This window comes from Streptomyces sp. NPDC026659 (genome assembly GCF_040638245.1).
GTDB lineage: Bacteria > Actinomycetota > Actinomycetes > Streptomycetales > Streptomycetaceae > Streptomyces.
Genome location: NZ_JBEZXY010000003.1, coordinates 72971 through 99225, shown reverse-complemented (window position 1 = coordinate 99225; position 26255 = coordinate 72971). Strand labels below are relative to the sequence as shown.

At 66.7% G+C, this 26255-nt stretch carries 25 protein-coding genes and 2 pseudogenes; 11 read left to right on the top strand and 16 right to left on the bottom strand.

Going from position 1 to position 26255, the window contains the following annotated elements:
• Nucleotides 1–116: 116 nt before the first annotated feature.
• Together AB0E91_RS09315 and AB0E91_RS09310 are read right to left on the bottom strand one after the other, a co-directional pair.
• Nucleotides 117–542 carry a PIN domain-containing protein gene (locus AB0E91_RS09315; protein WP_361777621.1) on the bottom strand — a complete coding sequence of 142 codons (426 nt, stop codon included), beginning with the start codon at nt 540–542 and terminating at the stop codon, nt 117–119.
• On the bottom strand, nt 539–829 hold the full coding sequence (locus tag AB0E91_RS09310) for a CopG family transcriptional regulator (protein WP_361777618.1): 291 nt from the start codon (nt 827–829) through the stop codon (nt 539–541). Before AB0E91_RS09310 ends, AB0E91_RS09315 begins: the two co-directional genes overlap by 4 nt.
• A gap of 480 nt (nt 830–1309) precedes the next feature.
• Between AB0E91_RS09310 and AB0E91_RS09305 the strand changes: the two are divergent.
• Both AB0E91_RS09305 and AB0E91_RS09300 read left to right on the top strand, forming a co-directional pair.
• Nucleotides 1310–2145, top strand: a pseudogene (locus tag AB0E91_RS09305) (IS5 family transposase).
• Nucleotides 2146–2517: 372 nt separating this feature from the next.
• Complete coding sequence (locus tag AB0E91_RS09300) at nt 2518–2772, top strand: hypothetical protein (protein WP_361777615.1); 255 nt, start codon at nt 2518–2520, stop codon at nt 2770–2772.
• Nucleotides 2773–2833: 61 nt separating this feature from the next.
• Here the strand turns inward: AB0E91_RS09300 and AB0E91_RS09295 are convergent, their stop codons facing one another.
• A complete protein-coding gene (locus tag AB0E91_RS09295; protein ID WP_361777612.1) occupies nt 2834–4303 on the bottom strand; it encodes a 5'-methylthioadenosine/S-adenosylhomocysteine nucleosidase in 1470 nt (489 codons plus the stop codon).
• A gap of 161 nt (nt 4304–4464) precedes the next feature.
• Between AB0E91_RS09295 and AB0E91_RS09290 the strand changes: the two genes are divergently transcribed.
• Nucleotides 4465–4995: a hypothetical protein gene (locus AB0E91_RS09290; RefSeq protein ID WP_361777609.1), complete on the top strand. Its 531-nt coding sequence runs from the start codon at nt 4465–4467 to the stop codon at nt 4993–4995.
• A gap of 107 nt (nt 4996–5102) precedes the next feature.
• Nucleotides 5103–6494 (top strand): hypothetical protein, encoded by a 1392-nt coding sequence (locus AB0E91_RS09285; protein ID WP_361777606.1) that lies wholly within the window; start codon nt 5103–5105, stop codon nt 6492–6494.
• Between the two features lie 16 nt (nt 6495–6510).
• On the opposite strand, the pseudogene AB0E91_RS09280 reads toward AB0E91_RS09285, so the two are convergent.
• A pseudogene (locus tag AB0E91_RS09280) lies at nt 6511–7261 on the bottom strand (transposase family protein).
• A 638-nt stretch (nt 7262–7899) separates the two neighbouring features.
• Here AB0E91_RS09280 and AB0E91_RS09275 point away from each other — a divergent pair.
• Nucleotides 7900–9279 (top strand): hypothetical protein, encoded by a 1380-nt coding sequence (locus tag AB0E91_RS09275; RefSeq protein WP_361777603.1) that lies wholly within the window; start codon nt 7900–7902, stop codon nt 9277–9279.
• Nucleotides 9280–9596: 317 nt separating this feature from the next.
• Here the strand turns inward: AB0E91_RS09275 and AB0E91_RS09270 are convergent, their stop codons facing one another.
• From AB0E91_RS09270 to AB0E91_RS09235, 8 genes are all read right to left on the bottom strand, one after another.
• On the bottom strand, nt 9597–10040 hold the full coding sequence (locus AB0E91_RS09270) for a hypothetical protein (RefSeq protein ID WP_361777600.1): 444 nt from the start codon (nt 10038–10040) through the stop codon (nt 9597–9599).
• Nucleotides 10041–10091: 51 nt separating this feature from the next.
• On the bottom strand, nt 10092–10607 hold the full coding sequence (locus AB0E91_RS09265) for an ATP-binding protein (protein WP_361777597.1): 516 nt from the start codon (nt 10605–10607) through the stop codon (nt 10092–10094).
• A 118-nt stretch (nt 10608–10725) separates the two neighbouring features.
• A complete protein-coding gene (locus tag AB0E91_RS09260) occupies nt 10726–11463 on the bottom strand; it encodes a methyltransferase domain-containing protein (RefSeq protein WP_361777594.1) in 738 nt (245 codons plus the stop codon).
• 61 nt (nt 11464–11524) lie between these two features.
• Nucleotides 11525–12922 carry a hypothetical protein gene (locus tag AB0E91_RS09255; RefSeq protein WP_361777591.1) on the bottom strand — a complete coding sequence of 466 codons (1398 nt, stop codon included), beginning with the start codon at nt 12920–12922 and terminating at the stop codon, nt 11525–11527.
• A 2-nt stretch (nt 12923–12924) separates the two neighbouring features.
• On the bottom strand, nt 12925–13689 hold the full coding sequence (locus AB0E91_RS09250; protein ID WP_361777588.1) for a hypothetical protein: 765 nt from the start codon (nt 13687–13689) through the stop codon (nt 12925–12927).
• Between the two features lie 39 nt (nt 13690–13728).
• Nucleotides 13729–14313 (bottom strand): CYTH domain-containing protein, encoded by a 585-nt coding sequence (locus AB0E91_RS09245; RefSeq protein WP_361777585.1) that lies wholly within the window; start codon nt 14311–14313, stop codon nt 13729–13731.
• A gap of 161 nt (nt 14314–14474) precedes the next feature.
• On the bottom strand, nt 14475–14774 hold the full coding sequence (locus tag AB0E91_RS09240) for a hypothetical protein (protein WP_361777582.1): 300 nt from the start codon (nt 14772–14774) through the stop codon (nt 14475–14477).
• A gap of 80 nt (nt 14775–14854) precedes the next feature.
• Nucleotides 14855–15364 (bottom strand): nucleoside-diphosphate kinase, encoded by a 510-nt coding sequence (locus AB0E91_RS09235; protein WP_361777579.1) that lies wholly within the window; start codon nt 15362–15364, stop codon nt 14855–14857.
• A gap of 405 nt (nt 15365–15769) precedes the next feature.
• On the opposite strand from AB0E91_RS09235, the gene AB0E91_RS09230 reads away from it, so the two are divergent.
• From AB0E91_RS09230 to AB0E91_RS09220, 3 genes are all read left to right on the top strand, one after another.
• A complete protein-coding gene (locus AB0E91_RS09230; RefSeq protein WP_361777576.1) occupies nt 15770–16429 on the top strand; it encodes an NUDIX hydrolase in 660 nt (219 codons plus the stop codon).
• Nucleotides 16426–16839 (top strand): NUDIX hydrolase, encoded by a 414-nt coding sequence (locus AB0E91_RS09225; RefSeq protein ID WP_361777573.1) that lies wholly within the window; start codon nt 16426–16428, stop codon nt 16837–16839. Before AB0E91_RS09230 ends, AB0E91_RS09225 begins: the two co-directional genes overlap by 4 nt.
• A 201-nt stretch (nt 16840–17040) precedes the next feature.
• The gene (locus AB0E91_RS09220) at nt 17041–17538 is read left to right on the top strand and encodes a hypothetical protein (protein WP_361777570.1); all 498 of its coding nucleotides are present in this window, start codon (nt 17041–17043) and stop codon (nt 17536–17538) included.
• Nucleotides 17539–17609: 71 nt separating this feature from the next.
• On the opposite strand, the gene AB0E91_RS09215 is transcribed toward AB0E91_RS09220, so the two are convergent.
• The 4 genes from AB0E91_RS09215 to AB0E91_RS09200 form a co-directional block, all read right to left on the bottom strand.
• Entirely contained in the window at nt 17610–19313 is a 1704-nt protein-coding gene (locus AB0E91_RS09215) for a relaxase/mobilization nuclease domain-containing protein (protein WP_361777567.1), read from the bottom strand.
• Complete coding sequence (locus AB0E91_RS09210; RefSeq protein ID WP_361777564.1) at nt 19310–19870, bottom strand: MobC family plasmid mobilization relaxosome protein; 561 nt, start codon at nt 19868–19870, stop codon at nt 19310–19312. Before AB0E91_RS09210 ends, AB0E91_RS09215 begins: the two co-directional genes overlap by 4 nt.
• Before the next feature lie 224 nt (nt 19871–20094).
• Entirely contained in the window at nt 20095–21225 is a 1131-nt protein-coding gene (locus AB0E91_RS09205; protein ID WP_361777561.1) for a hypothetical protein, read from the bottom strand.
• 439 nt (nt 21226–21664) lie between these two features.
• On the bottom strand, nt 21665–23185 hold the full coding sequence (locus AB0E91_RS09200) for a DnaB-like helicase N-terminal domain-containing protein (protein WP_361777558.1): 1521 nt from the start codon (nt 23183–23185) through the stop codon (nt 21665–21667).
• Between the two features lie 278 nt (nt 23186–23463).
• On the opposite strand from AB0E91_RS09200, the gene AB0E91_RS09195 reads away from it, so the two are divergent.
• From AB0E91_RS09195 to AB0E91_RS09185, 3 genes are all read left to right on the top strand, one after another.
• The gene (locus AB0E91_RS09195; protein ID WP_361656897.1) at nt 23464–24003 is read left to right on the top strand and encodes a helix-turn-helix transcriptional regulator; all 540 of its coding nucleotides are present in this window, start codon (nt 23464–23466) and stop codon (nt 24001–24003) included.
• Nucleotides 24004–24165: 162 nt separating this feature from the next.
• Nucleotides 24166–24462 (top strand): helix-turn-helix domain-containing protein, encoded by a 297-nt coding sequence (locus tag AB0E91_RS09190; protein ID WP_361777554.1) that lies wholly within the window; start codon nt 24166–24168, stop codon nt 24460–24462.
• Entirely contained in the window at nt 24459–26225 is a 1767-nt protein-coding gene (locus AB0E91_RS09185; protein WP_361777551.1) for a tyrosine-type recombinase/integrase, read from the top strand. The genes AB0E91_RS09190 and AB0E91_RS09185 overlap by 4 nt, the downstream gene beginning before the upstream one ends.
• Nucleotides 26226–26255 lie beyond the last annotated feature (30 nt).

Sequence of the window (26255 nt, the reverse complement as noted above, 5' to 3'; positions counted from 1 at the left end):
CCGTGACCGGCAAGCCGGGCAGGGCGCTGGGCAGGTGGTGGACGGTGCTGGACGGGGCCGAATGAGACCAGAACTGAGACCAGAACTGAGACCAGAACTGAGACCAGGGCGCCGTGTCATACCTTCTTGACGACGATGGTGTCCGGGAGGAGCTTCTCCAGGTCGTCTACGTCCGAGGTGAAGACTGTGACCTGCCCTTTCTGCTGGCGTGCGATGACAGCGAGCACGGCATCGATCGCGTACTTGTGGCCGTGCAGCTTGGCATCGGCCAGGAGACGCCGGGCCTGGCGGGCCTCGTCCTTTCCGATGTCGGCGACCTTGAGTCGGGAGAGCACCCAGTCCCAGCGCTGCTCGGTGGTCCTGCCGTCGTACGTCTCGACCAGTGTCATGGGAGACGTCACCACTTCGGCCTCGCCTCCGGCCGCGAGGTCGAGCCACGCGATCATCTTGCGGTCGCCGCGCACGGCCAGGGACAGGGCTTCGCAGTCGAGTACGAAGACGCGCAGTGGCCGTTGCCTGTGATCACCGGCGCCCTTTTTCACGCTGCTTCTCCGGCATCGTGACCTCCGGCGGTGCGGCGGCGGTCGTGCTCGGCGTCGAGATCGTCCAGTTCCGCGAGGGCTGCTGCGTGCTCGTCCTCGGTGACCGGCCCGTGTTCCTCCTGCAGCCAGTCGACCAGCTCCAGCAGCCGGTCCCGATCGCGCTTGAACCGCAGCGCTTCAGCTACATACGCCGAAAGTCCCCGCTCAGCCGCGTCGGCGCGGATCTCGTCGAGGAGATCTTCGGGGATCGTCACCGTGACTTTTTTCGTCGCCATACTGGAGACCATACTCTTGGTGTAAGCACCCTTACTAGGGTCGCTGAACCAGTCGGGCTCAGGATGCGGAGAGTTGATCCCGGAGTCGACCGCGCCTGCCGAGCTGGAGAAGAGGGCTGGTTCGTCAGTGACGGACGGCCTCTGCGTGATCTCGATCAGCCGACCGGCGGTTTCACGCTGCCCCGCATACCGGTCCAGCGCTCCTGTGACTCGGCTCGGATCACCGCCGTCGAGCGTGCTGCCGCCTCCGCCGCACTGGGGTGCCGGCTGTGGGAGCTCGGGCTGTGTGCCGGCTGCGGCCAGCTGATGCGGCGCAATGGGCCGAACGCCGCCATGTACTGCAACGTGTGCCGGACGGTCCTCAACGGGCGGTAGCCGAGAACTGCAACCAAAACTGCAACCACATACGTCGAAGGGCCCCACTGCAAGCAGTGGGGCCCTTCGACTTAGAGGTCCTAACAGAAGCCGCTTGTGGTGTGACTGTCGGCTTGGATGCTCGTTGGTCTCTTTGTGGGGAAGAGGGAGTCGCGTCCGTGGATCGTGTCGGACGAACTGTGGTTGCTGATCGAGCCGTTGCTGCCGAAGCCGGGGCCGAAGCTGGTCGCGGGCCGGCCAAGGGTGCCGGACCGGCAGGCTTTGTGCGGAATCCTGTTCGTGCTGCACACCGGAATCCAGTGGGAATACCTGCCCCAGGAGCTGGGCTTCGGCTCCGGGATGACGTGCTGGCGGCGCCTGGCGGCCTGGAACGAGGCCGGCGTGTGGGACCGGCTGCACGTCGTCCTGCTGACGAAGCTGCAGACGGCGAAGCAGCTCGACTGGTCCCGGGCGGTGATCGACTCCAGCCATGTCCGGGCCGCTCGCCGGGGCCCAAAAGCGGGCCGAGCCCGGTCGACCGTGCACGGCCGGGCAGCAAGCACCATGTCCTCGTCGACGGGCAGGGCATCCCACTCGCGGTGTCGCTGACCGGCGGAAACCGCAACGACGTCACCCAGCTGATGCCCCTGCTGGCCAAGGTGCCCTCGATCCCCGGACTCGTCGGCCGGCCACGAAGACGTCCTGACAGCCTGCTCGGCGACCGCGGCTACGACCACGACAAGTACCGCCGCCTCGTATGGGCCCAAGGCATCAAACCCGTGATCGCCCGCCGTGGTGTCCCGCACGGCTCCGGCCTGGGCATTCACCGCTGGGTCGTCGAACGCACCATCGCCTGGCTCCACGGCTTCCGCCGCCTGCGCATCCGGTGGGAACGACGCGACGACATCCACGAGGCCTTCCTCGGCGTTGCCACCTGCCTCATCACCCACCGACACGTCCAACGCCTTTGTTAGGACCTCTTAGTGCCCGGTGAGGCACTTGGCGGAGGATACGAGATTCGAACTCGTGAGGGGTTGCCCCCAACACGCTTTCCAAATGTTCGTATGGGGGTCCGGCGCGGGTCGTGGGCGTCCTGACCTGCGGTGGAGTGTGCGCGATGGTCCCGTGTGGACTGCGCCGGACGGGTGCGAACGAGACCAGAACTGAGACCGCAGCACAGAGGGCGATCGCCTGTCTGTTCGTGCAGGCGAAGACGCTCGTGGGCCAGCCTGAAGTTCACCTGTCCATCTGGTGCGAAGGGGGCTGCGCTAGCCCTCTCCCGTTGGGATGGTGGGCTTGTGTCTCGTCGAAATGCAGCCCAAGATCACGCAGTCATCACCAATGCCATGACGCTTGCGTTCGGCCATCAGTTGGCCGACGCCTGGTTGGAGCTGCACCCGGAGGCAAGTGCTGCCGAACTGGTTGAGTTCCTGGAGCGGCAGTCGCTCAGAGCCCGGGTGGCTGCTGCCGAGGTGTACGTGGCGAGGGAGAGGACGAGCAAGGAGGAGGCGATGTTCCACCTGGAGCGGGAGAGTCGGAGTTACGGGGAGCTGATGCGGAACGAGTTGTCCAACGGCGAGCTCAGCATGCCCAGCTCCTGAAGCCGAGCGTAATTGGCACTCCGAGAGACCGGCGCGGCATTTTCTGGAGATCGCGGGGGCGTCAGAAATGCTGCATAAGCCTCAGGGTGAGCTCCTCGGCGATCGTTGGTACGGCGGCGTCGGCATTCGCGGCGTCCCATACCTCGTCGGGCGGGATTTGCACGGCGCCCCCGCGTCCGCTGCGTGCCAGAGTCGCGCTGCTGGAACCCATCGCCGCGTCCAGGCTCATCACGGTCAATACGTCAGCGGGATCGATGGCTAGTGCGGGTGCGAATCGGGTATGTGGCGCGTCGTCATGGAGGCACAACAGAAGCCGAAGTAGGTCAGCAACACGCTCTTGGGTGTGTTTTGGGTCGAGTACCGGCATGTGCAGTCTCGGGGAACGGGGTAGCGACTCCCAGCAGCTCCGCTGTCCGGACCGAGTGATCAGGAGACCAACGCTGCGGCCATTCATCGGATCATGGGCGTACGCAGCGGCAAATTCATCTTCGAGCACGCTGGACACCTCCTCGGTGGCTGTGAAAAATGCCTCCGACCGTCCCAGGGATACAAGCTTGTCCTTGAGCTGGTTCATCTGGCGCATGGGTAGCCGGAGTCCGTCCTCCGCGATCAGGTGAACTTCAAGTGTGGAACCCTGACTTGACCATGGAGGTAGCAGCTTCGTGCGCCAGGCAACCGACATCGGCTCTTTGAGCTGTTGCCCTACGGGGCTGCTGATGATGGGAGCTGCGTCGACAACATTGGAGCGTGGAGACGGCAGCTCGGCCTTACTTGTTTCAGGAGAGGGCAGAGCCTTGACTACGGCGATTGTCATGGCCGCAGCGTTATCGGCGGCGACGAGCTGAAAACCGCCTGCGTCTGTCTGCTGCTTGCTGCCATCAGCCCAGTCACTGATTCCACGGATGACAAGCGCCGGAACCTGGTCGGCCAAGGATGCCGCGCCTGCGAAGCCCGCCCCTTCCGTTTCGATCGCGGCAACGCCGTTGTAGTGCTCGTCCAAGAGGTCCTGCAGCGCGGACGCTCTGGCGTTGACGACTACCTCGCCGGCGGCGATCGGCTTGAAGTGGACTTCGGGAGCCTCCCTACCCGCAGGCAGTAGAACGTGTGCCCAGTGCGGGTCCAACGCAGCGAAGCGAGCTGCCTGTTCAAGGCGATGCGATGCTGGCCACGTCTCGGGCCGCGTCTTGAACGTGCTTTCCTGCTTGCCCCCGTGATAGGCGAAGACTCGGGTCGCGACCACGACATCGCCCAGCGTGAGATCGTCTTTCATGCCGCCAGCAATGCCCGTGAAGAAGACGGCGTCTGGTCGGATCATCTGGATGGCGCGCTCGGTGAGAACGGCTGCGCCCTGGTTCCCCTGGCCGACCTGAGTGAGGTACACCTCCCAGTTGGTCCCAGGGATCTGGCCATGCTCGAAAATCGTCCCCGCCTCGTGGTCGATCCGCTGCAGGCCCACGACATGTGACCGCACGGCGCGGTACTCCAGCGGCAGCGCGGTGAAGACGACGATCTTTCCGCTGGGTGAACGCACTTAGCACCTCACGAAGACTGGCATGCCTACTCGAGCGGTCGTGCAGCCGAAGCTCCTGCGACCCGGCTCACAGCGTAGCCCTCGGGTCTGACAACCCTGTTCAAGGACGGCGAGGTTGGACGAATATGCGGTTCTAGAGAGTTCATTCGAGGGGGGATGTCATGGCGGCAGAGGACGTCACTGAGAGCAGACTGCTCCTGGCCGAGTACGACCGCATCAAGGAGGAGCAGAAGGCTCGGATCGGATTCCGGGACAACCTGCTCTACTTCACGCTGGCGGCTTCCACCGCGGTTCTGACGATCACTGTCCAGAATAGACGCGCTCAGCTGTTGCTCGCTGTCCCGGTGATCTGCCTGGTCCTGGGCTGGACATACCTGGTCAACGACGAGAAGATCTCGGCGATCGGCCGCTACATCCGCGACCAGCTGGGGCCGCGGTTGGCTGAGCTCAGCGGTGCCCGCGGCGCTGTGTTCGGCTGGGAGGCGTACCACCGCGATGACGCGAGCCGGACCACGCGTAAGCGACTGCAAACTGCTTTCGATCTATTTACCTACCTGGCATTGCCGATGACCTGCGTGATCGCCTTCTGGAGTTCCCGAAGCGTCCATCCTTTGCTCCTGGTTGTCTCCATTGTGCAGACGCTCGCCCTAGCCATGTTGACCTGGCAGTTCCTGCACTACTCCGAGCACTGAGGGCTCTACGCGAGCTGTTGCTGCGGGATGTGTCCATCATGTCGGACCTCCGTGATCTACTGCCCATTAGGTGCAGGAGAATATGAGAGCAGTTGAAGGGGTCAGCATTGGCGTGGGATATGCCGTTGCATGGGATGCAACCAAGCGAAATAGATCAGGTGATGCTTCACCCTGAGCATCTACGCAATCTGGCTGTTGTAACTGATCTGTTGGAGGGCCTCGACTCCAGCTCTACCGCGGATGACCTCTACGACGTCCAGGCAGAACTGTTCCGCTTCTCCTATCGAGCCCAGATGGCGGCCTTCAGCATCGGGCGAGCACTAGGCCGGCTCAAGTCGCGCAAACAACCGGACTGGTCCCCTGTGACAGATGGGGCGCCAACTGCATTTGCGCTGCCGTCGTGGCATCTGCGGTGTGATCCTGCTTGCTCCGACCCCGATGAATGGGTGCTGGAGCGCCGAGTCGCCGAGCGCGTGATCCGACAGTTGCGCTCTGTTGGTGACTCCTTGGCTTGGCGTGTCTACGGGTACGACCGGCGCGTGCTGATCGCGCTCTCCCGCAATGACCCGCCTGGCCCGTTCGTGAACAAGGCAGGGCTGGGGTACGAGCTCGGGCGGATCACCGACATCAAGCGAAAGAGCGGGAACTTCGCGCTTTTCCATGATCTGACGTCGGTCATACGAGTCCTTGATGTCACTGAGGTGGATGCCGCCGGCCGAAGACACTTGCAGGAGGTCAAGTCCGGCAATACGCGGAGCGCCCAAACCAAGGCCGCGAAGCAAATCAAGCGGGCCGAGCGACTCCTTGCAGCCGTTGAAGGAGGTCAACCGCTGCCGGATGAGGAAGCCGCCACGCTGTGGCGAGCCACTGCCCAGCACCGGACTGATGCCAGGGCTTTGGTGCCGCTCCTTGATCATGCCGAGCGACAGGGGTTCGCAAGTGCTCGTATCCGCGATCGGATCATTGGTATCGTCCACCTGCTGACCGTGGCCAGGAACGCGCAGTCGCCTCAGGCGCTTTGGAACGTATTCGCCGCACGTAGGGATCTTCTCCTGGACCGTCACATCGGTCTGCAGGATGGATTGCACCGACTGACGGCGAGCAGCCCGGACTCCGCGGCCCGTGACCCGGCAGTCGCTCCCTGGGGCATTTATCCGTGGCCGGCCAACCATCGAGCTGCCTTGATCTGCGACTACCTGGCACTTCAAGTGTTCATGTCTGCGGATCAGGTGGCAGAGCGATTCCAGCGACGTGGATGCAGCACCCAGATGCTGCTCCCGGTCCCTGGTGGCGTTTTCGACGGCACCACAGGCGTGATCAGCGTCAGAGGCGAGCACAGCAGCATGACTGTGCACGGCAACGCTGTCTATCAGCTCCTTATGGAGTTCATCGATACCAGCCGATTCGTCGATGCCTCTTTGGAGGTTTTGCGGCTGCCACGAAGCAACATCAATCGCACCCTGTTGGTCTACAGCAACGAGCGAGCGAGTTGGCACTAACGGACACTGAGCTTTTTCAGCGTTGCCTCTCCAGGGTGAGGACGGCTCTGGCGATGACGGTCATGCGGTTGGGGCTGATGCGGGATCTGCGGAAGATCTGCCAGGACTTCAGTCGCGCCATGCCGCGTTCGACTGGTGCTCGGGCCTGGGCGAGAGCGCGGTTGACGGTGCGCTGGGTGAGGGTGAGTTCTCCGCCGGGCGGGCGTCTGAGGCCGGTGGTGACCCAGGGGCCGGCGCCGGTGTAGGCGCGGTCGGCGAGGATCGGGACACCTTGTCGCTCACAGATCCGGATGATGCGGTGGTTGCGGGCCGCGGTCAGGTCATGGGTGCGGCCCGGCAGCGCGGGCGAGATCCCACAACACCTCGCCGACCGGATCGGTGACGACCTGGACGTTCACGCCGTGCCGACGATGCTTGGCCGAGTAGTCGCCTCGGCTGTCGCCGACACGGTCGCATTCGGCGAGGGTCCCGTCCAGCAGGACGAAGTCCGGATCCTGCTCACGCAGCACCTTGAGGAGGCCCGGCGCCCTGTCGGCGAGGAGGCCGGTCACCGCGGTGACATAGGCGTGTGCGGTGCCGACGGATATCCCGAAGCCGGCCGCGGTGCGGGCGAGGGTGTCGTGATGGCGCAGGTACACCAGAGCGACGAGCGCTCGCCGGTGCGGTGGGAGTTTGCACCGTCTGTCACCCTCGCGGGTGACGATGAGCATCGTGACCCACTCGACCAGGGCGTGAGGCAGGTCGAGTGCGGCAGGATACGGAACCAACAGGGCTCCTGCGCCGATGGGTTGAGACTTCGAACACCTCCCTCAACGGCACGGGAGCCCTGTGCGTTGCGCCCTCGCCCACCTCACCCGCGTCACCCGATCAGTGGCCACACTGAAAAGGCTCACTGGCTGGAAAGCCATCAGGAGCGACGGAGCGGGGGTGCGCTCCGGGGAGCCAGACCATCACGATCAGCCGACTCCGCTGGACCCGCCCGGACGCGCCGCTCCCGCCGTCTGATCTCGGCAACTGCAACCTTCAACATCGAAGGGCTCTGCTGAAAGCAGCGGGGCCCTTCGACATCGTGGCTGGTGAGGCTGGCGGAGGATACGAGATTGGCTTGCTTTGTCTTCGGCGCCGAGGTGGGAGCATCCCGCTGCTCCGCAGCCGCTACGAGCGGCCTGGCTCCTGCCAGGCCAGCCGCGTTTCGGGCCGTCTTGAACACCCTTTGCGAGTGCGGAAGATGGTGTTTACTGCCTGCAAGGTGGGCTGATCGCGCGGCGTGAGAATGAGCGGGGTAGTAGCGGTGGAGCAAGTAGGGGGCGGAGAGGGCGTCTTCCCGAAACCGTTTAGTGTCAGAAACGACCTCTCTGGGCAGGTAGCTGGACCGGCCATCCAAGCAGGGGCGATCCATGGTGACGTGAACATCACGATGACGGGCCCGTCGTCGGCAGCCGAGGCTACCGACGAGGCCCTCGCCGAGGAACTGCGCAGGTCGTCACAGATCTGGCGAGCTCGGTTCTCCAGCGTCGACTTGGTCAACTTGCCACGGATAGCGATGCTCACGCAGGGCAACGCGGTGGCGGCTGCGGCAAGGAGAGCCGGACTCGACACCACGAGACCATTTGGCGTGCAGGGGATGGCGCCCGGGGAGTTCGTCCGGATCGTTCGCCCCTTGTTCGAGACGTGGGACGCGGAGGCGGTGACGCTCTGCGAGCGCACGGCAGAGAAGGTGCATCGCGGCCTTCTGGTCTCCTTCGAAAGCGCTATGCGCTGCAGAAACGCGCCCAAGGTTCCACTGAAGGAGCCGACTGGAGTCCTGACCAAGGATCCCCATCTCATCTTCTCCGTTGGCGCAAGGAAGGCAGTCATCACCTTCGACCCGCGTTGGCTGACGACGTCGACCGCTAATACAACGCTCCACGAAGCTGCTCGGAGGCCGCTGGTCTTCTCTGGTCTTGGAACTGTGGCGTCGGTATCGGAAGAGGGGCACATTCGAATCTCCGCGCTTGTGTTTGGGCGGCCGGAGACCTTGATGCAGGCCCAGTTTGACCATATGAAGAGATCCGTTTTGCCGGATCCGCCCGGTTTGGCATTGGAAGATTTTCGCAACGAACTGTCAAAGTCGGAGCTGTCGCAGCTCTATGGGGATCAATTGCAGGGAAGGGGAACCGTGATCCGTAAAAGTATCGTTCTGCTATTTGATGAAGATGAGGTGCTGCCCGGGCAGATTGATCGAGATGTGCTGACTCAGGTTTCGAGAGTAGTCCCCGAGTATCGGCGTGATCTGGGTATGGCCGTCGCGAGTCTATTCTTCGACGGTGATGGTGTTGCGCCCGCTGACTTCGCCGCTCATTTCCTTGCCCGGGAACCCTCACTCTGGAAGTCTCTCACGGTGCCTGGTCTTACCACTCTGATTCGATCATGCAACCTTGCCGCCGCTACCGTTTCTGGGCTCAGTGAGGAGCAGGCGGCGGACCTGCACGCGGCGATGCGTGAATCGGTTACCAGTTACCACGGATATGTCGAGGTAGACAGGAACTTGCCCTTGCATGAACGGCTTCTCCCGCAACACGATGAATACCATGTCGTCGGGTCAGAGCTGCGGTTGGTTTACAGTGCGGCAAAGCGCGCTCTCGATGAGGCGAATGGTGAAGACCTCGAAGCGCCGTTGGATGAATGGCGGCAGATCGGGTTGTTTCGCAGCGTTGAATGGGAAGAAGATCTGGAGCGGTCTGCGGTCGAACAAAAGGAGGCGGCGATGTTTATTGAGGCTTGGCTGAACGCGCAGCCTGAATGATTCCCCCGGGTGGATCAATCAGGAACACCCTGCTGTGGTGGGTTCGCTCAATGACGATTTGTTCCGGGATTCGAGGGAAGCCGACACCGACATCGACACTGGCTTCAAGGGCGACACCTTCGTGCTTCCGCGGGCATCTGGGCACGAAACCACGCATGTGATCACGGCCTCTGTGGCAGTCTCGGACAAGAGCGAAGCCGAGCTTCAGTCAGCAACTGACACGCTCATGGCGCTCCAGGCGACGTGCGTCGGCCGACTCGACCCGGTTACCCGACCCGGCGACGTGCGATTGCGAGCTTCGGCGAGACCTCTTCCGGTCAGTCCGTGTCGGAGGAGGCCGTCGTGGTGGGTGTCGCCATGTTGAAGGTGAGGCTTGAGAAGTCCCGGCCTTGGAGCACGGGGCCACTTTGGGTGCCGCCGCTGATGCTGTTGTGCACCTCGCTGCCCGACGAGTTGGTCTGTGCTCGCTGCCACCATTCGTCGAGCAGTATGCGGAACTCCCCATCCAGGGCTGCTCGTACGCCGAGGGCGGTGGCCAGTGCCTGCGCGCGCATGGGGTCGGCAGGGTCTCCCTCCAGCGCGGAGACTTCCAGTTCGCCGGAGCTGACCTCGGGTATCCCGTTGTTTTGTGCTCCCTGTGTCGCGGCTCGGCCGAACGGACGTCGTACTAGCGCGGTGAGTCCTTGCCACGCCTGACGTCCGGCTTCGCCGCCGAGACCGCCAGCCAGCGCGGCGAGGGCCGCCGCGGTGATCGGGTCCATGCTGGCACTCCCTCGTTTGGTGACGGATTCCACCTTATGAGCTCGTGTCAACTACAGCTCGCGCAGGCCGGTCAGGACTCGCCCGATGAGCATCGGGGCGGCTTGCCGACCGTCGATGCTGGTCTCATCGAGGGTGCTGCTGGGGCGAGCGGGAACCTCTGCCCAGACGATCTTGCCAGGGTATGGCTGGGTGGGGGAGTAGCCCCAGCGGCTTGCCATGGTTTGGATGAGGATGAGCCCGCGGCCCCCGCTGGCGCTGGCGTCATGTGGGCGAGGTGCCGGCGGTCGCGGGTCGGGGTCACTGACCGCGAGGATGAAGCCGTAGTCGGTAGGCCAGAGCATGAGCGTGATCGCGCCGAGGTCGGTGAATCCGGACGTATCCGCCGGTTGCGCGTGCTGAATCGCGTTGGTGGCCAGCTCCGAGACGATGAGTCGGGCGACTTCAATGCCCTCATTAGGGAAGTGCCAGCGTTGGAGGGTGTCGACGGTGTGGCGGCGGGCCCAGGCAACGGCGTTGGGCGTGGCGGCGAGGATCAGTTCACTGACGGGCGACGGGACTTGGTTCACGTGGGTGGCTCCCTCGGCGGTATGGCCGGGCGGGTGCGGGGCGTCGTGGCGTAGGTGGAGGCCCGCGAGTCCGAGTCAGGCAACGGTGCGTCCCGGACTCGCGGGCTGCTTGAGGGGGCTACTTCGTGGCGACGACGTAGACGCTGCCCCAGCGGCGCTTCGGGTTGGCCATGGTGGGGTCGAACGTCCAGGGTTCGACGGTGGTGAAGTCGGCCTCGGTGAAGAGCTGGACGAGCTTCTCGTGGTCGTAGGCCCACAGGTGCGGGGTGTACGTGGGGTCGTCGTCCTGGTCGCGGAAGACCAGGTTGACGAGGTCGAGGCGGGTGTTGATGTCGCGGCGGCAGTCGCGCTTGGAGTACCAGCGGTCGATCGTCTCGTCGGTGGTGTCGAGGGGGCCGGGGTACTGGTTCAGGGCGAAGGCGGCGTCGGGAACGCCGGTGATGATCCGTCCGCCCGGCACGAGTACGCGGTGGGCCTCTCGGACGTAGTGCTTGGCCGAGCGCGGGTAGTCGATGTGCTCAAGGAAGTGCTCGGAGAAGATCTCGTGGGTGCTGCGGTCCTGGAGGGGGATGCCCTCGCGGATGTCCCAGAGAAGGTCGGCCGGCGGCACGAGGTCGATGTTGAAGAAGCCGTCGATGCGATGCGCCCCGCCGCCGATCTGGACCTTGGCGGGCTTGTCGTCGATCCAGCCGTTGGGGCAGGCGCGTCGGCTGGCGTGGTGGTAGCGGTGGAGTTCGATCTCCTTGGCGGCAGCCCGGAGGGTGCGGGCGAGCCCGTGGGTGGTGGCAGGGTCGGCGAGGATCGCGTGGATCTGCTCGCCGAGGAGGTCGGCGGAGGGCATGCCGGAGGGACTCATCACGGATCTCCTGCGTGTGAGGTTGCGAGGTGAGGGGGGCCGCGGATAGCGGCAGTGGTGATCAGGCGACGCTGGGCGCGGGGGCGGCGGTCCACTGGTTGTTGCGCATGAGGGTGTACTTGATGTCCACCAGCCGCGGAGCGATGGTCAGCGAGAGTTCTTCGGCCGGGTGGAGGTGGCCGACATCGTCCTGCTCGGCGCGCCAGACGCGGTAGTCGAGGTTGGGGTAGGCCGGGTTGATGCCGATCTCGCCCTTGGGCATCGTGCCGTTGAACGGGGCGACGATGTCCATGTGGTTCCAGTAGTTCCAGGCTTGCAGCGCCTTGTGCTGGTCGAAGTAGAAGTAGAAGTCGGGGTAGCGGCCGAACGAACGCAGTTCCCGGTGGATCAGGTGGCCCAGCAAGGGGCCGAGCTGAGTGGCCAGCGAGTCGAACTCCCAGCGCGTGTGGTGCCACGCTTCGGGGGCGTTGCCGGGCGCGAAGAGGCGGGCAGCGACGAGGTAGCTGATCCGTTCGACCATGTAGGCACTCGCGTGGTCGGTGTCGATGGTCGGGTCAACCTGGTGGATGAGCGCGGCCAGCTCGTTCGGGCAGGGCCGGAATCTTGCGAGATCGAACTTGCCGGCCATGGCGGGGAAGGCTGCGAACAGCATCTCCTTGTACAGCCAGTTGTTCAGCTCGCCGAGCTCGGCCAGGCGCTGAGTGTGGGGCGACATCGAGTGGAGCATGAGGTATTCCGCGAGCGCCTCGAAGTACAGGTAGCCGAGGATCGGCAGGCGCGGGATCGTCTCGTCGAGCAGCTGGAGGAATGGCTCGGCGTCGACCCGGCTGCCCTGGTACGTCACAGCCGACGCCGTGGCGAGGAAGGCGGCCGAGTTCTTGACCCTGCCGACGACGGTCTCACGTAAGTGGTAGCGCTCGTTCTTGCTGAGCAGGTATTCGAGATGGCTGTAGATCTGCAGGTGGATGAGGCCCAGGCGCAGGTAGTCCACGCCGGCGAGCCCGCGGTATGCCTGCGGCGGGGTGTCGATCTCGAAGATCAGCGGGGTCGGGGCGCGGTCGGTGACGCCGAGTCGGGCCAAGAACGCCGGCGCTTCCTTGGTCAGTACGTATGAGCCCAGGTTGTGCATCCGGAAGCCCTGCTCGGTCGCGGTGAGCGGTGCGCAGTAGATGCTCCCGACGAGGCAGCCGCCCGACGGGTAGAGGACCCCCTGACGGCTGATCTCCTCCAGGGCGTGGGTGACGTGCAGCAGGTGCAGCTTGCCGTTGCCGCTCAGGGTCTCGAAGAGGGCGTTGCGCCGCAGCAGCCAGCCGTTCGGGGGCTCCTCGGCGAGCCGCGTGTCCCAGGCCGCCGTCTGGACGGCGAGCGTGTCAGTGTGGGCGGCGGGGCTGCGGACGAGGGTGGAGTCGAAGAAGGCGTGGGCGTCGGCCCACAGGTGGTAGGCGTCGAGAAAGTCCATCGTCAGAGCAGACCCTTCTCAGCGAAGGCGTAGCGCACGGCTGCGGTGCCACTGGCGCCGGCGAGGTAGGCACGCTCCGAGACGAGGACCAGGTCGAAGGCGAGGCTGCGCATCTGGTCGAAGGCGGGTTCGCGGACGTAACGGGCGTCCGGCCACCACTTGAGTTTCGGCAGGCGATAGCGGTCCAAGGCGTCGGCGGCCTTGACCACGTCGGTGATGCGCTCGGCTCGGGCGTGGTCGGCCTGGTCGTCGGCGGTGAACGCCTCGTACGGGACGTCGTGCAGCCGGACGGCGGTGGCCGCCTGCACGATCCGCCGTGGAGTGGCGGTGAGGCCGAAGTGACCCCAGACGGCATCGGCGTTCGCAGCGAGCCAGATAGCCGCGCGGTTGCCATGCCCTCGGTCGTCCTTGTCGTGGCGCCGCTGGCAGTCATGTACGGCGGCGGCGATCATAGCCGTGGCGGTGTCGGTGTCGTCCAGCCCGTTTGCCTCGGCGAGGACGGCGGCGAGTGCCGCCGTCCTCATGGTGTGCCGAACGCCGTGGAGCGACGTGTACAGGCGGGGGTCGGCCCACCACTGGGTGGGCAGTCCGCCGTGCGCGAGCAGCTCCTTCGGCTGCGGGAGCAGGACCGGCTTCGGCGCCGGCGGGAGGTCGGGCCTGTTGTCGTCGATCCACGCGATGGTGTCGTGGTCCATGTGCTGGTGAAGCGGGAGCTGCCCTCGGGCAGCAAGGTCGATCAGACTTGCGGTCAACGGGGTCGTGCTCATTCGTGCCCACCCCCTTGGTGGTCTCCGCGGTGATGTGCCCTACCGGATCGGAGCGGCCTGCTGTTCGCGCTCCTTGCGCGCCTTCTCGGCGGCCTCGAAGGCGGCGGTGAAGTCGGCCAGTTCCTGCTCCGTCATCAGGGCCACGCCGAGGGCCATGGCGACGTTCGTGATCTTGGCTTCGGCCTCGGCGCGGGTCGCGTCCGAGGCGCCGTCCTCCAGCAGGACCTCGAACTCGGCGTGGTAGCCCCATGCCTCGCTCCACTTGACCGCGATCTCCACGCCGTCGAAGCGGTAGTTGTGCCGGAAGTTGAACGCCTCGTGCATGGCCGCCTCGAAGCCGAGGGCGTTGAACAGCTTCACCGCGGCCGCGACGTCGTCGCGGGCGATGGCGAACTCGGTCTCCTCGAAGGCCGCGCCCTGCCCGATCCTGCTCCCCTTGAGGGTGATCTTGGCCGTGTCGGCGGCGGTGTTGTCGGTGACCTTCAGGAGCTGGTCCGGGAGGACGTAGAAGTAAATATGCTTGTCGTCCGGGCCCAGGTCCTCCCCGTCCGCCTTCAGGCGGGCGACGAGCTGGTCGTGGACCTCCTTGGGGAAGCGGGCGCGCATCTCGATCTCGACAGCCACGGGGCTGCTGCCTCCTCGTTTCAGGCATGGCGAAGCCAGCCGGACCCAGCCGTGCTGGGGCTGTCCGGTCGGCGATCGCTATGGGGATGGGTGGTCGAGCGTTGGGTGATGCGGCCGATGCGAGTGCCGGGCCGCATCACCCAGGCAGGATCGGCAGGGTGTCAGCCGAGGGCGCCGAAACGCTCCTCGACGACTCCCGAGTGCAGGTAGGTCGGGAGCTGGACGCCTCCGACCGACGTGCGACTGGTGGCGACCTGCTCCTCCGTCTCGCTGGGGAAGCCCTCCAGTAGACGCAGGCACTGCTGGGCCCACTCACGCGACGCGGGCCAGTCGCCCAGGTCGCGGTGGCGCACGGCCAGGGCATAGGCGGTCTCGGTAGCTGCCCACCGGTCGGTCGCCAGCTCACGCTGGAAGACCGACTCCAGCTCGTCGGTGGAGGCCAGGCGGGTCGGGTTGGTCATGGTGCCCTCTCGAATCAGACGGTCGTGCCCCAGTGGTGATCAACGCCCCGGCGTCCCTGCGGTGACGCCGCGACCCGCTGTCAATACGTGTAGATCTCGGCCAGCGTCTTGTAGTCCTGCAGCTCGTCCTTGTCGAACCACAGCTCCACCTCCTGCTTCGCCTCCTCCGCGTTGCCGGAGGCATGCACGAGATTTGCGACCGCCTTGCCCGAGGCGATGCTGGCCGCGGCGCTGTAGTGCGAGAAGTCGCCCCGCACCGTGCCGGCCGGCGCCTGGTTCGGGTAAGTGCTGCCGACGATCTTGCGGACGGTGGCGATGGCGTCGTAGCCCTCCAGCACCAGGGCGATGACGGGCCCCTGCTGCATGAAGGTGGCCGTGAGGTTGTAGACCTCCGAGCCGAGCCGTTCCTCCAGGTCGAAGTAGTGCTGGCGGGTGAACTCCTCGTCCATCCACTTCATCTTGGTGCCGACGATCTTCAGTGCGGCATCCTCGAATCGAGTGATGATCCTTCCTGCCAGGCCACGCGCCAGCGCATCGGGCTTGAGCAGGACGAGCGTGCGCTCGACAGTGTGTGCCTGTGCCTCGGCCATTGACTCCCTTTCGCCTTGCTAGCAACCGAACATGACGAGCAATCAGCCGTCATCTGCTGAGGTTACCGGCGCTGGCAGAGCGGTTCGGGCGTGCGAGCAATGCCTCGGGCGGGCAATTGCTGGCCATGGCGTGGTTGATCAGCCGACCGAGAGGCTCGATTCGGCCAACTTCTCTTTATCCGCTATCTGCTGGGGGTGCGCACCTAGGATCTCCTTGTGGTCGTCTGGCACTATCGCGCCTCTCATGCGCGTCCCAGAGGCTGAAACCTTCGGCAGGTTCCTTGGCTCCTGGTGACTTCGATTCTTCCGGGGCTCTTCTCACGCGACCATGAAGTGCCAGTGCAGTGGGAGTGCACTTTCGACGTGTGGATTCCTGCAGCGGAGCGGCAACGAGGGGGCGGTCTTGTGGACGTGATCGAGCGCTGGAGCGGCCGTTACGCCTGCCTGCTGCAATCCGCCCTACGGCTCGGCAACGAACAGTTCGCCGCCCACCTGGGCATCGCTGTTAGGACTGTGGCCGCATGGCACTCCGACGCGTCCGTCGTGCCTCGCCGGGAGATGCAGCAGCTCCTCGACACTGCTTATGAGCAGGCCCCTCCGGCTGCGCGACAACGTTTTGCGCTCCTGCTGGCGAAGGATCAGGCCCCAGCCGACTCGACGCCGCCAGGCGCGCAGGCGCTGCGGGTGGCCATCGCGGTGGTCGTCCGAGACAGCGATGTCCTACTGGTGTGCCGGCGGGACGACGACGCTGCTGGAATCACGTGGCAGTTCCCGGCCGGGGTCATCAAGCCGGGCGGCAAGGCCGAAACCGCCACCGTACGGGAGACCTTGGACGAGACGGGTGTCCACTGCGCGGTCCGGCAGCACCTGGGGAACCGGCTCCACCCCGTGACCGGCGTGCTGTGCGAGTACTTCCTGTGCGAGTACCTCGCCGGAGAGGCCACGAACAGCGACGCGGCCGAGAACATCGACGTCATGTGGGTGCCCAGAAACGCGGTGCCCCGCTTCATCCCCGTCGATACGATCTTCACCCCCATCCTGGCCGCACTGGAGGAGCAGACGTGACGCAGCAGAACACGGACGAGCAGCCGGGCATCGCCGCTGCCATCGTCGTGCACGAGGGGCGTGTGCTGATGGTGCGCCGCCGGGTCAGCGAGGGTCAGCTCTCCTGGCAGTTCCCGGCTGGAGAGGTCGAGCCCGGTGAAGCTCGCGAGGAAGCCGCTGTGCGGGAGACCCAGGAAGAGACCGGACTGACCGTGGCGGCCGTAAAGCTGCTCGGCGAGCGGGTCCACCCGAAGACGGGCCGGCTGATGTCGTACACGGCCTGCGAGGTGCTGGGCGGAACCGCGTACGTCGCGGACACCGAGGAGCTGGCCGAACTGGCTTGGGTCGCCCATGGCGAGATCCTGGAGTACGTGCCGTATGGCCTCTTCGAGCCGGTTCAGCAACACCTGGACGCTGCGCTCCACCACTGACCTCATCGTGTGCGACGCCAACCTACTGACTGGCCCGGCCTCCTCTGTCGCGTTGAGCGTCAGAGAACAGCCGTAATCGGACCTCTCCCGACATGAAGCATGAGAAGCCGACAGTAACCGCTAGACGTGAGAACTGTTGATGTGCCAGAGTCGGCTCTACCGCCAGACGTCAGGACTAGCGGACATGCTTGGGGAGGATTCATGGCTCATGAAACCCAGACTCAGTTCGTCTCTGTACCCGTACCGAGCCAGTACGTCACGCAGGTGTACGCGTACCTTGCCGAGCTGACGGGGGCCACGGTTGCTACTCCCCCTGTCTCCACGGTTCCGCCGATTGGCTTGCAGGATGGCGACCCGCTTCCGGTAGTCGAATGGACCGTGGATGACTTCCGCCGCCTGATGATCGAACCGCTGAGTTCGGTGCAAGCGGTCACCCGTGTCCTCGACCTTCTGGCGAAAGAGCCCGACACGCGGGTGAGCTACACGTCGCTCGCGCGCCACCTGGACATGGAGAAGAAGAGCCTGCAGGGCAACCTCGCGGCATTCACTCGGGCCGTACGCAAGCACTACATGCGTCGCAACTGGCCGATGACCTGGACTGAGGCCCCTAGCAGCGAGCCGGGTCTCAAGTCGGAGTTCTTCTACACGATGAGTGCACCGGTCGCCGAGCGCTGGCTGAGGGCCCGCATCCAGGACTGATTTGAAGAACTGAGCGGGGGCGTGAGTTGAACTCACGCCCCCGCTCTCTCATGCCTACCCACCCTCAGGGGTCATCGTCGCGGACGGCTAGGCAACGCCACGGGAGTGGTGGGCAGCTGGGCGACGGGGGACTGCTGACTACTAGCCCCTCCCCTGGTGGTGCGTCGCCGGGCGGCTTCAGCACGTGGGTTGGGGGCGGGGTGGCGGCTGGTGTGTTGAATACGGGTGATCAGCACGCGGGCGGGTTGGCGGGCGGTGGTCAGTTCGCGCTGAGCGGCTGCTTCCTTGAGTAGCTGGTGGGGTTTGTGGCCGCCGGCCTCGGCATCGGCCAGGACGGTGGCGAGGGCCGGCCAGGCGGAATCGGCCAGGATGCGGTCGGCGTGGTCGGGGATGGCGGCGCGGACGTCGTGGGCGACGGTGCGGCAGACCTGGTCGCTCGGCTGACGGGCCGCGAGGCTGTCGACGACGGGCGCGAGGGCGTCATCGGCTGCGGTCTTCAGGTGGTGGAGGGTCTGGCGGGCGGCTTCGACCTGGTGGGCGTGGCCCTTCGCCTCGTGCCAGCGGGCGGCGACGATGGTGGCCCAGACGAGGGCGGTGAGCAGGGCGGCCAGGGCGCTGCCGTCGGGGCCGGTGGCGGTGTGGGCGACGTCGCGGGCGGCTTTGCGCAGGGTGTGGGCGGCCTGGTTCTCGGCGCGGATCTGGGAGCGCTGGGCGCGGGCGAATGCCTTTGAGGCCGCTCGTAGTTCTGGCTGGAGGTGGGCGGGGGCTTTCTGGGCGGTGGCTTCGATGAGTTCGCCGAGTGCGGTGATGTGGGCCTGGGCGTGGGTGTCGTCGGTCATGCCGGTGTGAAGGGTGTCGAGGGCGTCGGTGGCTTGGTGCCAGGGGGTGGTGGGGCGGTTGCGGCGGGCGCTGGGGTGTTCCTCTGGCGCGGTGGTTTCGAGGCGAGCCTTCAGTTTGGGGAGGGTGAGGTCGGGAGCGATCTTTCCGCCGGGATGGAAGATCTGTTCGCTGTCCTTGTTGAGGTCGCCGGGGCGGCCGACGGCGTAGCCGAGGAGGTCTCCCGACGGTCCGCGACGGGGTTTGACCGCGATCCCGTCGGCCTGGAGGTATGCGAGGAGTTCCTCGGCGCTGCTGGCGTGGGGGATGGCCGCGCGGATGCGGTCCTGGAGCCATGCGCGGCTGGTCTGCTCCCAGCCGAGGCGTGCGGCCTTGTGCATCTCGGCCTGGGTGGGTCGGCGTTCGGCGGTGCGGTCGCCCTTCTTCAGTTGGCGCAGGCCGTAGTCCTTCTCGATCTGGCGGCAGGCGTCGCCGACGCGGATGCCGCTGTCGTGGAGTTTGGGGCGGCGGCCGTCTTCGCGGACGGTGGTGGCGAGGATGTGGATGTGGTCGTCTGCGTGGCGTACGGCGATCCAGCGGCAGGCCAGGTCGTCTTCGGGCGGGGCGATGCCGGCGGCTTCGACGATGCGTTGGGCGATGTCGGCCCATTCGGCGTCGGAGAGGTGACGGTCCTCGGGTGCGGTGCGGACGGGGCAGTGCCAGACGTGGTCGGTGACCTTCCTTCCGAACTCGCTGTTCCGAAGGTGAACGGGCGCGTCGAGGTGGCGGGCTAGCTGGGTAAGGGTGGCGCCCTGGTCGCGGCCGGGGTCGGGCATTCCGAGCATGGCGAAGCTGGCGACGATGTGCGGGTCAGAGTGCTCGTCGTGCCGGCCGGGGCCGTAGAGGTAGGCGAGCAGGCCACGGGTGTTGGACCCGGCCGGTTTGATGGCGGCGATCACGCGGCCTGGTCCTTCCTGGAGTCTGCCGGTTCGCGCAGGGCCTCGGCGATCAGCTCCAGCAGGCGGTGGAGCTCGTCGAGTCGGTGGCGGATGCCGGGCGGGGTGAGGTCGCTGTTGAGGGCGCGGGCGATCTGGTTGACGTTGACGCCGATGCGGTTGAGCTCGCGCAGCACCTGGGCGCGGAACATGTGGGTGCGGCGGCGGTCCTCGGACAGCGGCAGGTTCGCGGTGAACCGGCCGGATACGAAGGCGAGGACGATGTCCGCGGCGAAGCCGGATTCGCCCTTGTAGCCGTGCTCGGCGGCAGCCTCGTGGAGGTCGGCGTGCTCGGCGCCGGTGAAGCGCAGCGGGCCGACGCGTACGGTCCGCTTGGTGCCGGTGAAACGGCGGATCGTCGGCTGGAAGCTCTGCACCGCTCGCTCGCCGGCCGTCGGCTCGACGGCGGGTGCGGGGTGGAGGATCTGCTGCTGTACGGCGTGAAGTTCGCCCAAGTCGGGTCCGCCCTCGGTCGCGGCCTCCTGGTCCTGCGCCCCCTGGCGCTGGGCCGTCTCCGCCACCCCTGGGGCGGAGATCCCCGAGGACCGGCCTTGAGTCGGACTCGGGGTACTACTGGCTCCGCCAGGGGCCGTCCATCCGAACGCACGCCGCATACGTCCCAGCAGCGTAGACGACTTCGCCTGAGGCAGCAGTGCGCCGGGGTCGTGATCGGTGTGGTGGGGGTCGTGCATCACGATCGGGTTCTCCGTGAGGGGCGGGAGGATGGGCGAGGTGGTCGTCAGCGTTAGCGGACGGCGCTCAGTTCGGCCTTGACTGCGCGGACGATCTCGCCGGCGTGGTCGCTGGCGACGCTGTATCCGTCGTCGCGTACGGCCTGTTCCAGGAAGTCACGGGACAGGCGGCCGTGCTCGTCATGGAGACGGTGGGCGTAGTCGCGAAGGATTTCGTCGGAGGCGCGGGGCTTGCGGCCCGAGCGCTTCGGATTCGGCGTAGAGCTCTTGGCCGGTGGGGTAGGTGAGCCGCTGCCCGTGGGCGGCGGAGCTGCCTCCTGCGGGCTGGCTGTTGTTTCCGGGCGAGAACGGGCGCCCGGAAGGGGTTCCTCGTCGCCCGGATCCGATGGGTGCGGGCGGGGTCGGTCTGCCGCCCGCCCGTCGCCTTCCGCCCGCTCGTCGGCGTCCGCCCGGGAGTGGTCGCACGGTGCTGCGGGCGGGCTGGCGGGCTGCTCGGCGGGTGTCGTCCAGCGCCCGGGCATGTCGACCGTGGCCAGTGCGGCTGCTTGCCGGCGGGTGGCGAGCTGACGTAGCAGCTGCTCGTTGCGGCGCGGGTCGGCGTCGATGCCCGAGCGAGCGAGGGCCTTGGACAGGCGGCGCACAGTGCGCCTGCCTGCCCGCCCGGTGCGCTGCTCGGGTGTCATCTCGGCGAGGCGGGCGGCCAGGGCGACGGCCCGGTGCATGGCCCGGTCGTGGATGATCTGGGCGGCTTCCCGGTCCTGCTCGACGATTCCCAGACGGGCGAGCAGCCGTTCGCGGGCCTGCCGTGTGAGGACGGCGGCGAGTCCGCGGGATGCGGCTTCGGGGGTGCGCTGGCGCAGTTCGATGCCCATGGCCAGATGCCACAGCACGGCCGCCATCACCGGGCCGGTGAAGGCGCGCATGGTGCCGCCGACCGGGCCGGACTCGGCGTAGGCGGGGATGGTCTGCATGGCGGTGAGCACCCAGACCAGGACTCCGGGCAGGCCGGCCTCTTGCTTCGGCCCGTGCAGATTTTGGCGGGCCATCAGTGCCATCGAGAACAGGGCGAGTTCGGCGGCGGCGAACATCGCGGTGCGTTCGGCGGTGTTGCGCATGTCGAGGTAGTGGGCGGCGAACCGCCAGCTGGTGTCCGCGCTGTAGGCGGTGCACACGAGCGCTGCCACGGCAGCGGTGACGACTGCGGCCGAGATGCGGGGCTTTCGATCGTGGGGGCGGTGCTGCCTACGTCGGGCGATCAGGCCCGCAAGCAGCCCGCGGTGGCGATGGCCAAGACGGCCACGGGCAGTAGCGGACTGTTGAGGTAGGGGAGCCAAGCGGTGGCGAGCGTGCCGGTTATCGCGGGCGGCATGTACGGGGCTACTCCGAGGGAGGGTGGGGAGGCGATCACGGCGTTCACGGAGGGGGCGTACACGCGGGGCCCCCTTCTAAAAGGGGGCCCCGCGCGTGATCGCTTGGGTGCGTGTACGGCGTGGACGCTCGTGTGATCGCTCTACCTGCGGTTTTCCGGTGAGCGTGTGCGCTGTGAGCGGTTCACGGCTGTGTGCGGGCGCAGGGTCCGCGTGTACGGTCGCGTGAACGCTCTGCCGGGGGCTGGTTGAGGGTTCAGCCGACGGCGGTGAGGTGGCGGGCGGAGGCGTAGTAGCGGGCCTGCTGGCCGCCTCCGGCCCCTCCTGCGATGCCGTCGGCCTTGGTGGCCAGACCGCTGTCGACGAGGCGGCCGAGGTGGCGTCGCGCCTTCTCGATGTCGGCACGTTCGGGGTCGCCCCCGCCGATGAGGACGGTCGCCAGGTCGCGTGCGGTCAGCCCGTTGGGGGCGTTGCGCAGCAGGACAGCGGGGTCCTTGGTGGGGTCGACGGTCGTGGTGCCGCGCACATGGTCGTGCGTGACGTCCAGAGGGCCGACTTCACCGGTGGGGGTCTTGAGGTGGTGCAGGGTGACCGCGGGGTCGCCTGCCCGGCCGGTGACGAACAGGACGCTGCCCGCGCCAGCGGTGATCCAGGTGGAGCCGTAGACCTGGTCCAGGCTGGGACGCTGCCCGCGCGGCGCGTTGGCGGTGGCCTTGCGCTGGTGGTGCAGCTCCAGGATCTCCACACCGTTGCGCAGGGCGCGCATGCGAGCGTTGTGGAAGGCGACCGCGAGGCTGTCGTCGACCATCGTGCTGACCGCGTCCTTGAGGCTGTCGATCACGATGGTGTCGGCCTGGTGGGCGGCGGCGAGGTCGGCGAGGAGGTCGGGTTCCTTGTCGAGCGTGGCGGGCAGCGGGCCTTCCCAGACCACGAGCCGCTCGCGCAGGATCTTTTCGTCGGTGGGGAAGACGCGGCGGGCCATGGCCTTGGCGATCTGCTTGGGGCGGTCCATGGCGAGGTAGAGCACGCGCCTGCTGGGGGCGACGGGCATTTCCAGGACGGTCTCCTGCAAGCCGAGGCGGGCGAAGATCACCTGATGGGCCAGGGTGGTCTTGCCGACGCCAGGAGCGCCGACGATCATTAGGCTCTCGCCGGGGGCCCAGACCGTCTTCTCGCGGGTGCCCCACAGGGGCTCGGTGTCCGCGCCGCTCTCTTTGACGAACGACCACCCGTCAGTGGCGAAGCGGGACAACCGCCCCTGTCCCGAGGCGAGCGCGCGCTCGCGTTCGGCGCGTACTTCCGCTTCGATCTCGCTGCGTATCGCCTCGGGGTCGGCTCCCGGCTCCTGGGCCCGTTGTACGGCGCGTACGGCGGAGGCGAGCAGACGGCGTAGGTCGGCCTTCTTGCGGACGATCTCCGCGTGGTACTCCGCGCTGCCGGCGTCGTAGAGCAGGCGAGCGAGCTCGTGCAGGTAGACGGCGCCGCCGACACGTTTCAGGTCACCCTGGCTCGTGAGCAGTTCGGTCAGGACGATCGGGTCGGTCGGCCTGCCCTCTCGGTGCAGGGCGAGCAGCGCACGCCAGATCGTTTCGTGCGCGGGCCGGTAGAAGACGTCATCGCCCAGGACTGGTCGGACGGTGTCGATTACGTCGCTGTAGAGCATGCAGGCGCCGAGCACCGCGCACTCGGCTTCCACGCTGTAGGGCGGCTCCATCGACGTGGGGTCATCGTCGAAGCGGGATGGCGTCTGGGTCGGCAGGGTCGTACCCTGAGGCATAGAGCTCCTCACCCGGCAGGCCATTACGGGGCGGCAACCCCGGCCTCCGGTTTCGATCGTTCAGGGATGGATGGTTGTGCGGTGGAGCCTCTACTTCGGCCCCGGTGTTCGTAGCACCGGGGCCGCTTGCGTGTGCGGATCCGTCCACCGCTGTACGGCGGACTACGACCATAGCCGAGAATTTCGGTAACGCAACGCCTTGCATTTCATTCCGCAACGAGGTTTAGTTGTGGACGCTGGACCCAATGGACCCGGTTGTCGTGTGAAGGGAGGTGCGCATGAGCGGTGAGGAAGGCGCGGAGCGCTCCGGCCCTGGTCGGCCGGTGCCGGAGGACCACGTCGCCGCACGCATCAAGCTGGAGCGCGAGGTCCGCGGTTGGAGCACCGTGAAGCTTGCCGAAGAGATGGCCGCTGCCGGCCATCCGATCAACCAGTCAGCGATCTGGCGCATCGAGAGCGGCAAACCCCGTCGCAGGGTCAACCTCGACGAGGCGCTTGGCTTCTGCAAGGTCTTCGACATCACCATGCAGGACCTGACCGGACCGCCAGGTGAGCTGGCCACACCCCGTATCCGCCAGCTCGCCCGCGAGTACGTCCAGATGACGCGGGAGTACCGCCAACTGCGAGCCGCGATCGACCAGAACCAGATGCAACTGGGCGAGCTCCAGAGGGAACTCGACGCCTACGGGGACAAGGGGCCCGAGCAGAGAGGGCAGGTTGACGAGCTCCTCCGGCTCGAAGAACGTGCCCTGCAGAGAAACCTGCACCCGTCCCGGGCGCACCTGCGAAACCAGGGGCAGCCCCCCGCTGGCGAATAGCCAGCTGCTGCCTCGTCCACGGCGCTACGAACGCCGAGAAACCTCACGCACGGCGGCCTCCACCGCCGACGATCACCCATCCATCCCTGAACGACACCACCGGCCAGGCCGACGGGAGTTGCCGCTCCGCGACGCCGCGATGCCGGCGGGAGGAGTATCCCCATGCCGCAGCCCGCGCTGCCCATTTCCCAGATAGCCCAGTTCCTGGACGTCCCTGAAGATGCCCTGCGCACCCTGATGGCCGAGCGGCGATCCGCTGGCGACGCGACCCTGGTCGCCCTCACGGTCTCCGAGGCCGCCCGCCGGATCGGCATCGGCCGGACCAAGCTGTACGAGTACGTCTCTTCCGGCGAGATCGCCTCGGTCAAGATCGGCAGCTTGCGTCGCATCCCAGCCGAGGCGGTGAACGACTTCCTGGTCCGCCGCCTGTCGGCGACCGACTTCGGGGCCGCCGCGTGACTCGAGCCTCCGCACCGAAGTCCCGCCAGCCCAATGGCGCCTCGTCCATCTACCTCGGTAAGGATGGCCGCTGGCACGGCCGCGTTACCGTCGGCATCAAGGACGATGGCACCCCGGACCGCCGCCACGTCAGCCGCAAGACGCGCCCCGAAGTCACCAAGGTCGTCCGTGAGCTGGAGCGCCAGCGCGACAAGGGCGCGATCCGCAAGGTCGGCGAGTCGTGGACCGTGAAGACGTGGCTCACCCACTGGGTCGAGAACATCGCCGCCGTGCACGTCTCGGAGAACACGATCGACGGCTACCGGGTGGCGGTCTACCACCACCTCATCCCCGGCATCGGCGCCCACCGCCTGGAGAAGCTCGAACCCGAACACCTGGAGCGCTTCTACAAGAAGATGCAGGACAACGGCAGCGCTGCCGGCACCGCCCACCAGGCCCACCGCACCATCCGCACGGCGCTGAACGAGGCCGTGCGCCGCCAGCACCTCACTTCGAACCCGGCCTCCATCGCCAAGGCTCCCAAGGTCGAAGAGGAGGAGGTCGAGCCGTACACGGTCGAGGAGGTCCAGCACCTGCTCGCCGAAGCCGCCAAGCACCGCAACACCGCTCGTTGGGTCATCGCGCTCGCCCTGGGCCTGCGTCAGGGCGAGGTTCTCGGCATGCAGTGGGACGACGTCGACTTCGAGCTCGGTGTCATCCGCGTACGCCGTGGTCGGCTGCGGCCCCGCTACAAGCACGGCTGCGGAGACCGCTGCGGACGCAAGCCCGGCTTCTGTCCTCAGAAGATCAACACCCGCCGCGAGACGAAGAACGCCAAGTCCCGCGCCGGCCAGCGCCCCATTGGCGTCCCCGACGAGCTGGTCCAGCTTCTTCGGCAGCACCGCGAGGTGCAGGCCCGCGAGCGAGCACGGGCCCGCGACCTGTGGACGGAGAAGGGGTACGTGTTCACCTCACCGACTGGCGAGCCCCTGAACCCGAACACGGACTACCACAGGTGGAAGGAGCTGCTGAAGGCCGCGGGCGTCCGCGACGCCCGTCTTCACGACGCTCGCCACACCGCGGCGACGGTCCTGTTGATTCTGGGCGTTTCCGATGCGGTCGTCGACTCCATCATGGGCTGGGAACCCGGTAAGTCCGCCCGAATGCGCCGGCGCTACCAGCACCTGACCAGCCGCGTCCTCAAGGACACCGCTGCCAAGGTCGGTGGCCTCCTGTGGGGCACGGAGCAGGTGGCGGGAAGTGCCGCGCCGGAGAATGGCCAGAGCCCCGTCCCCGCCGAGCTGGTGCTTTACGTTGCCCGCCTCGGCGAGCGGCGCGTGCCCTTCATTCATCGCGAGCACGCAGACGAGGTCGTCGCACGGTGGAGCGACGACTGGCCCGACCACCCCGCCGAGGTCGAGGCATGGGACCGCTGGCGCTGGGAACACCAGGGCCCTGGCGGCGCGAGCGACCTCCGCAACTGCATGCCGGAGCGGGCCATGGTCTTCCACGCCCGTGCCCTGTTTCTCCCCGGCGGCGAACGCATTGCGACCGGACTGCCCGAGCAGTGGTCGGTGCCAGCATGGGACTTCGAGACCGACTGCTACACCAACCGTGCCTCGGCCTGGCGCACTGCCCGCCGCCCTGGCGCGGGCCAGGAGGTCGAGGCACAGGTCCGAGGCACGGACAAGGCGGCCGTCAAGGCGGCATTTGCTGAAGCGTGTGCACAAGCTGTGGACCGAGCTCAGAACCCCGGGAAATACGGCGACACCGACGAGTGGTAATGCCCCGGAATGTCATCAGAGGCCGGGCAC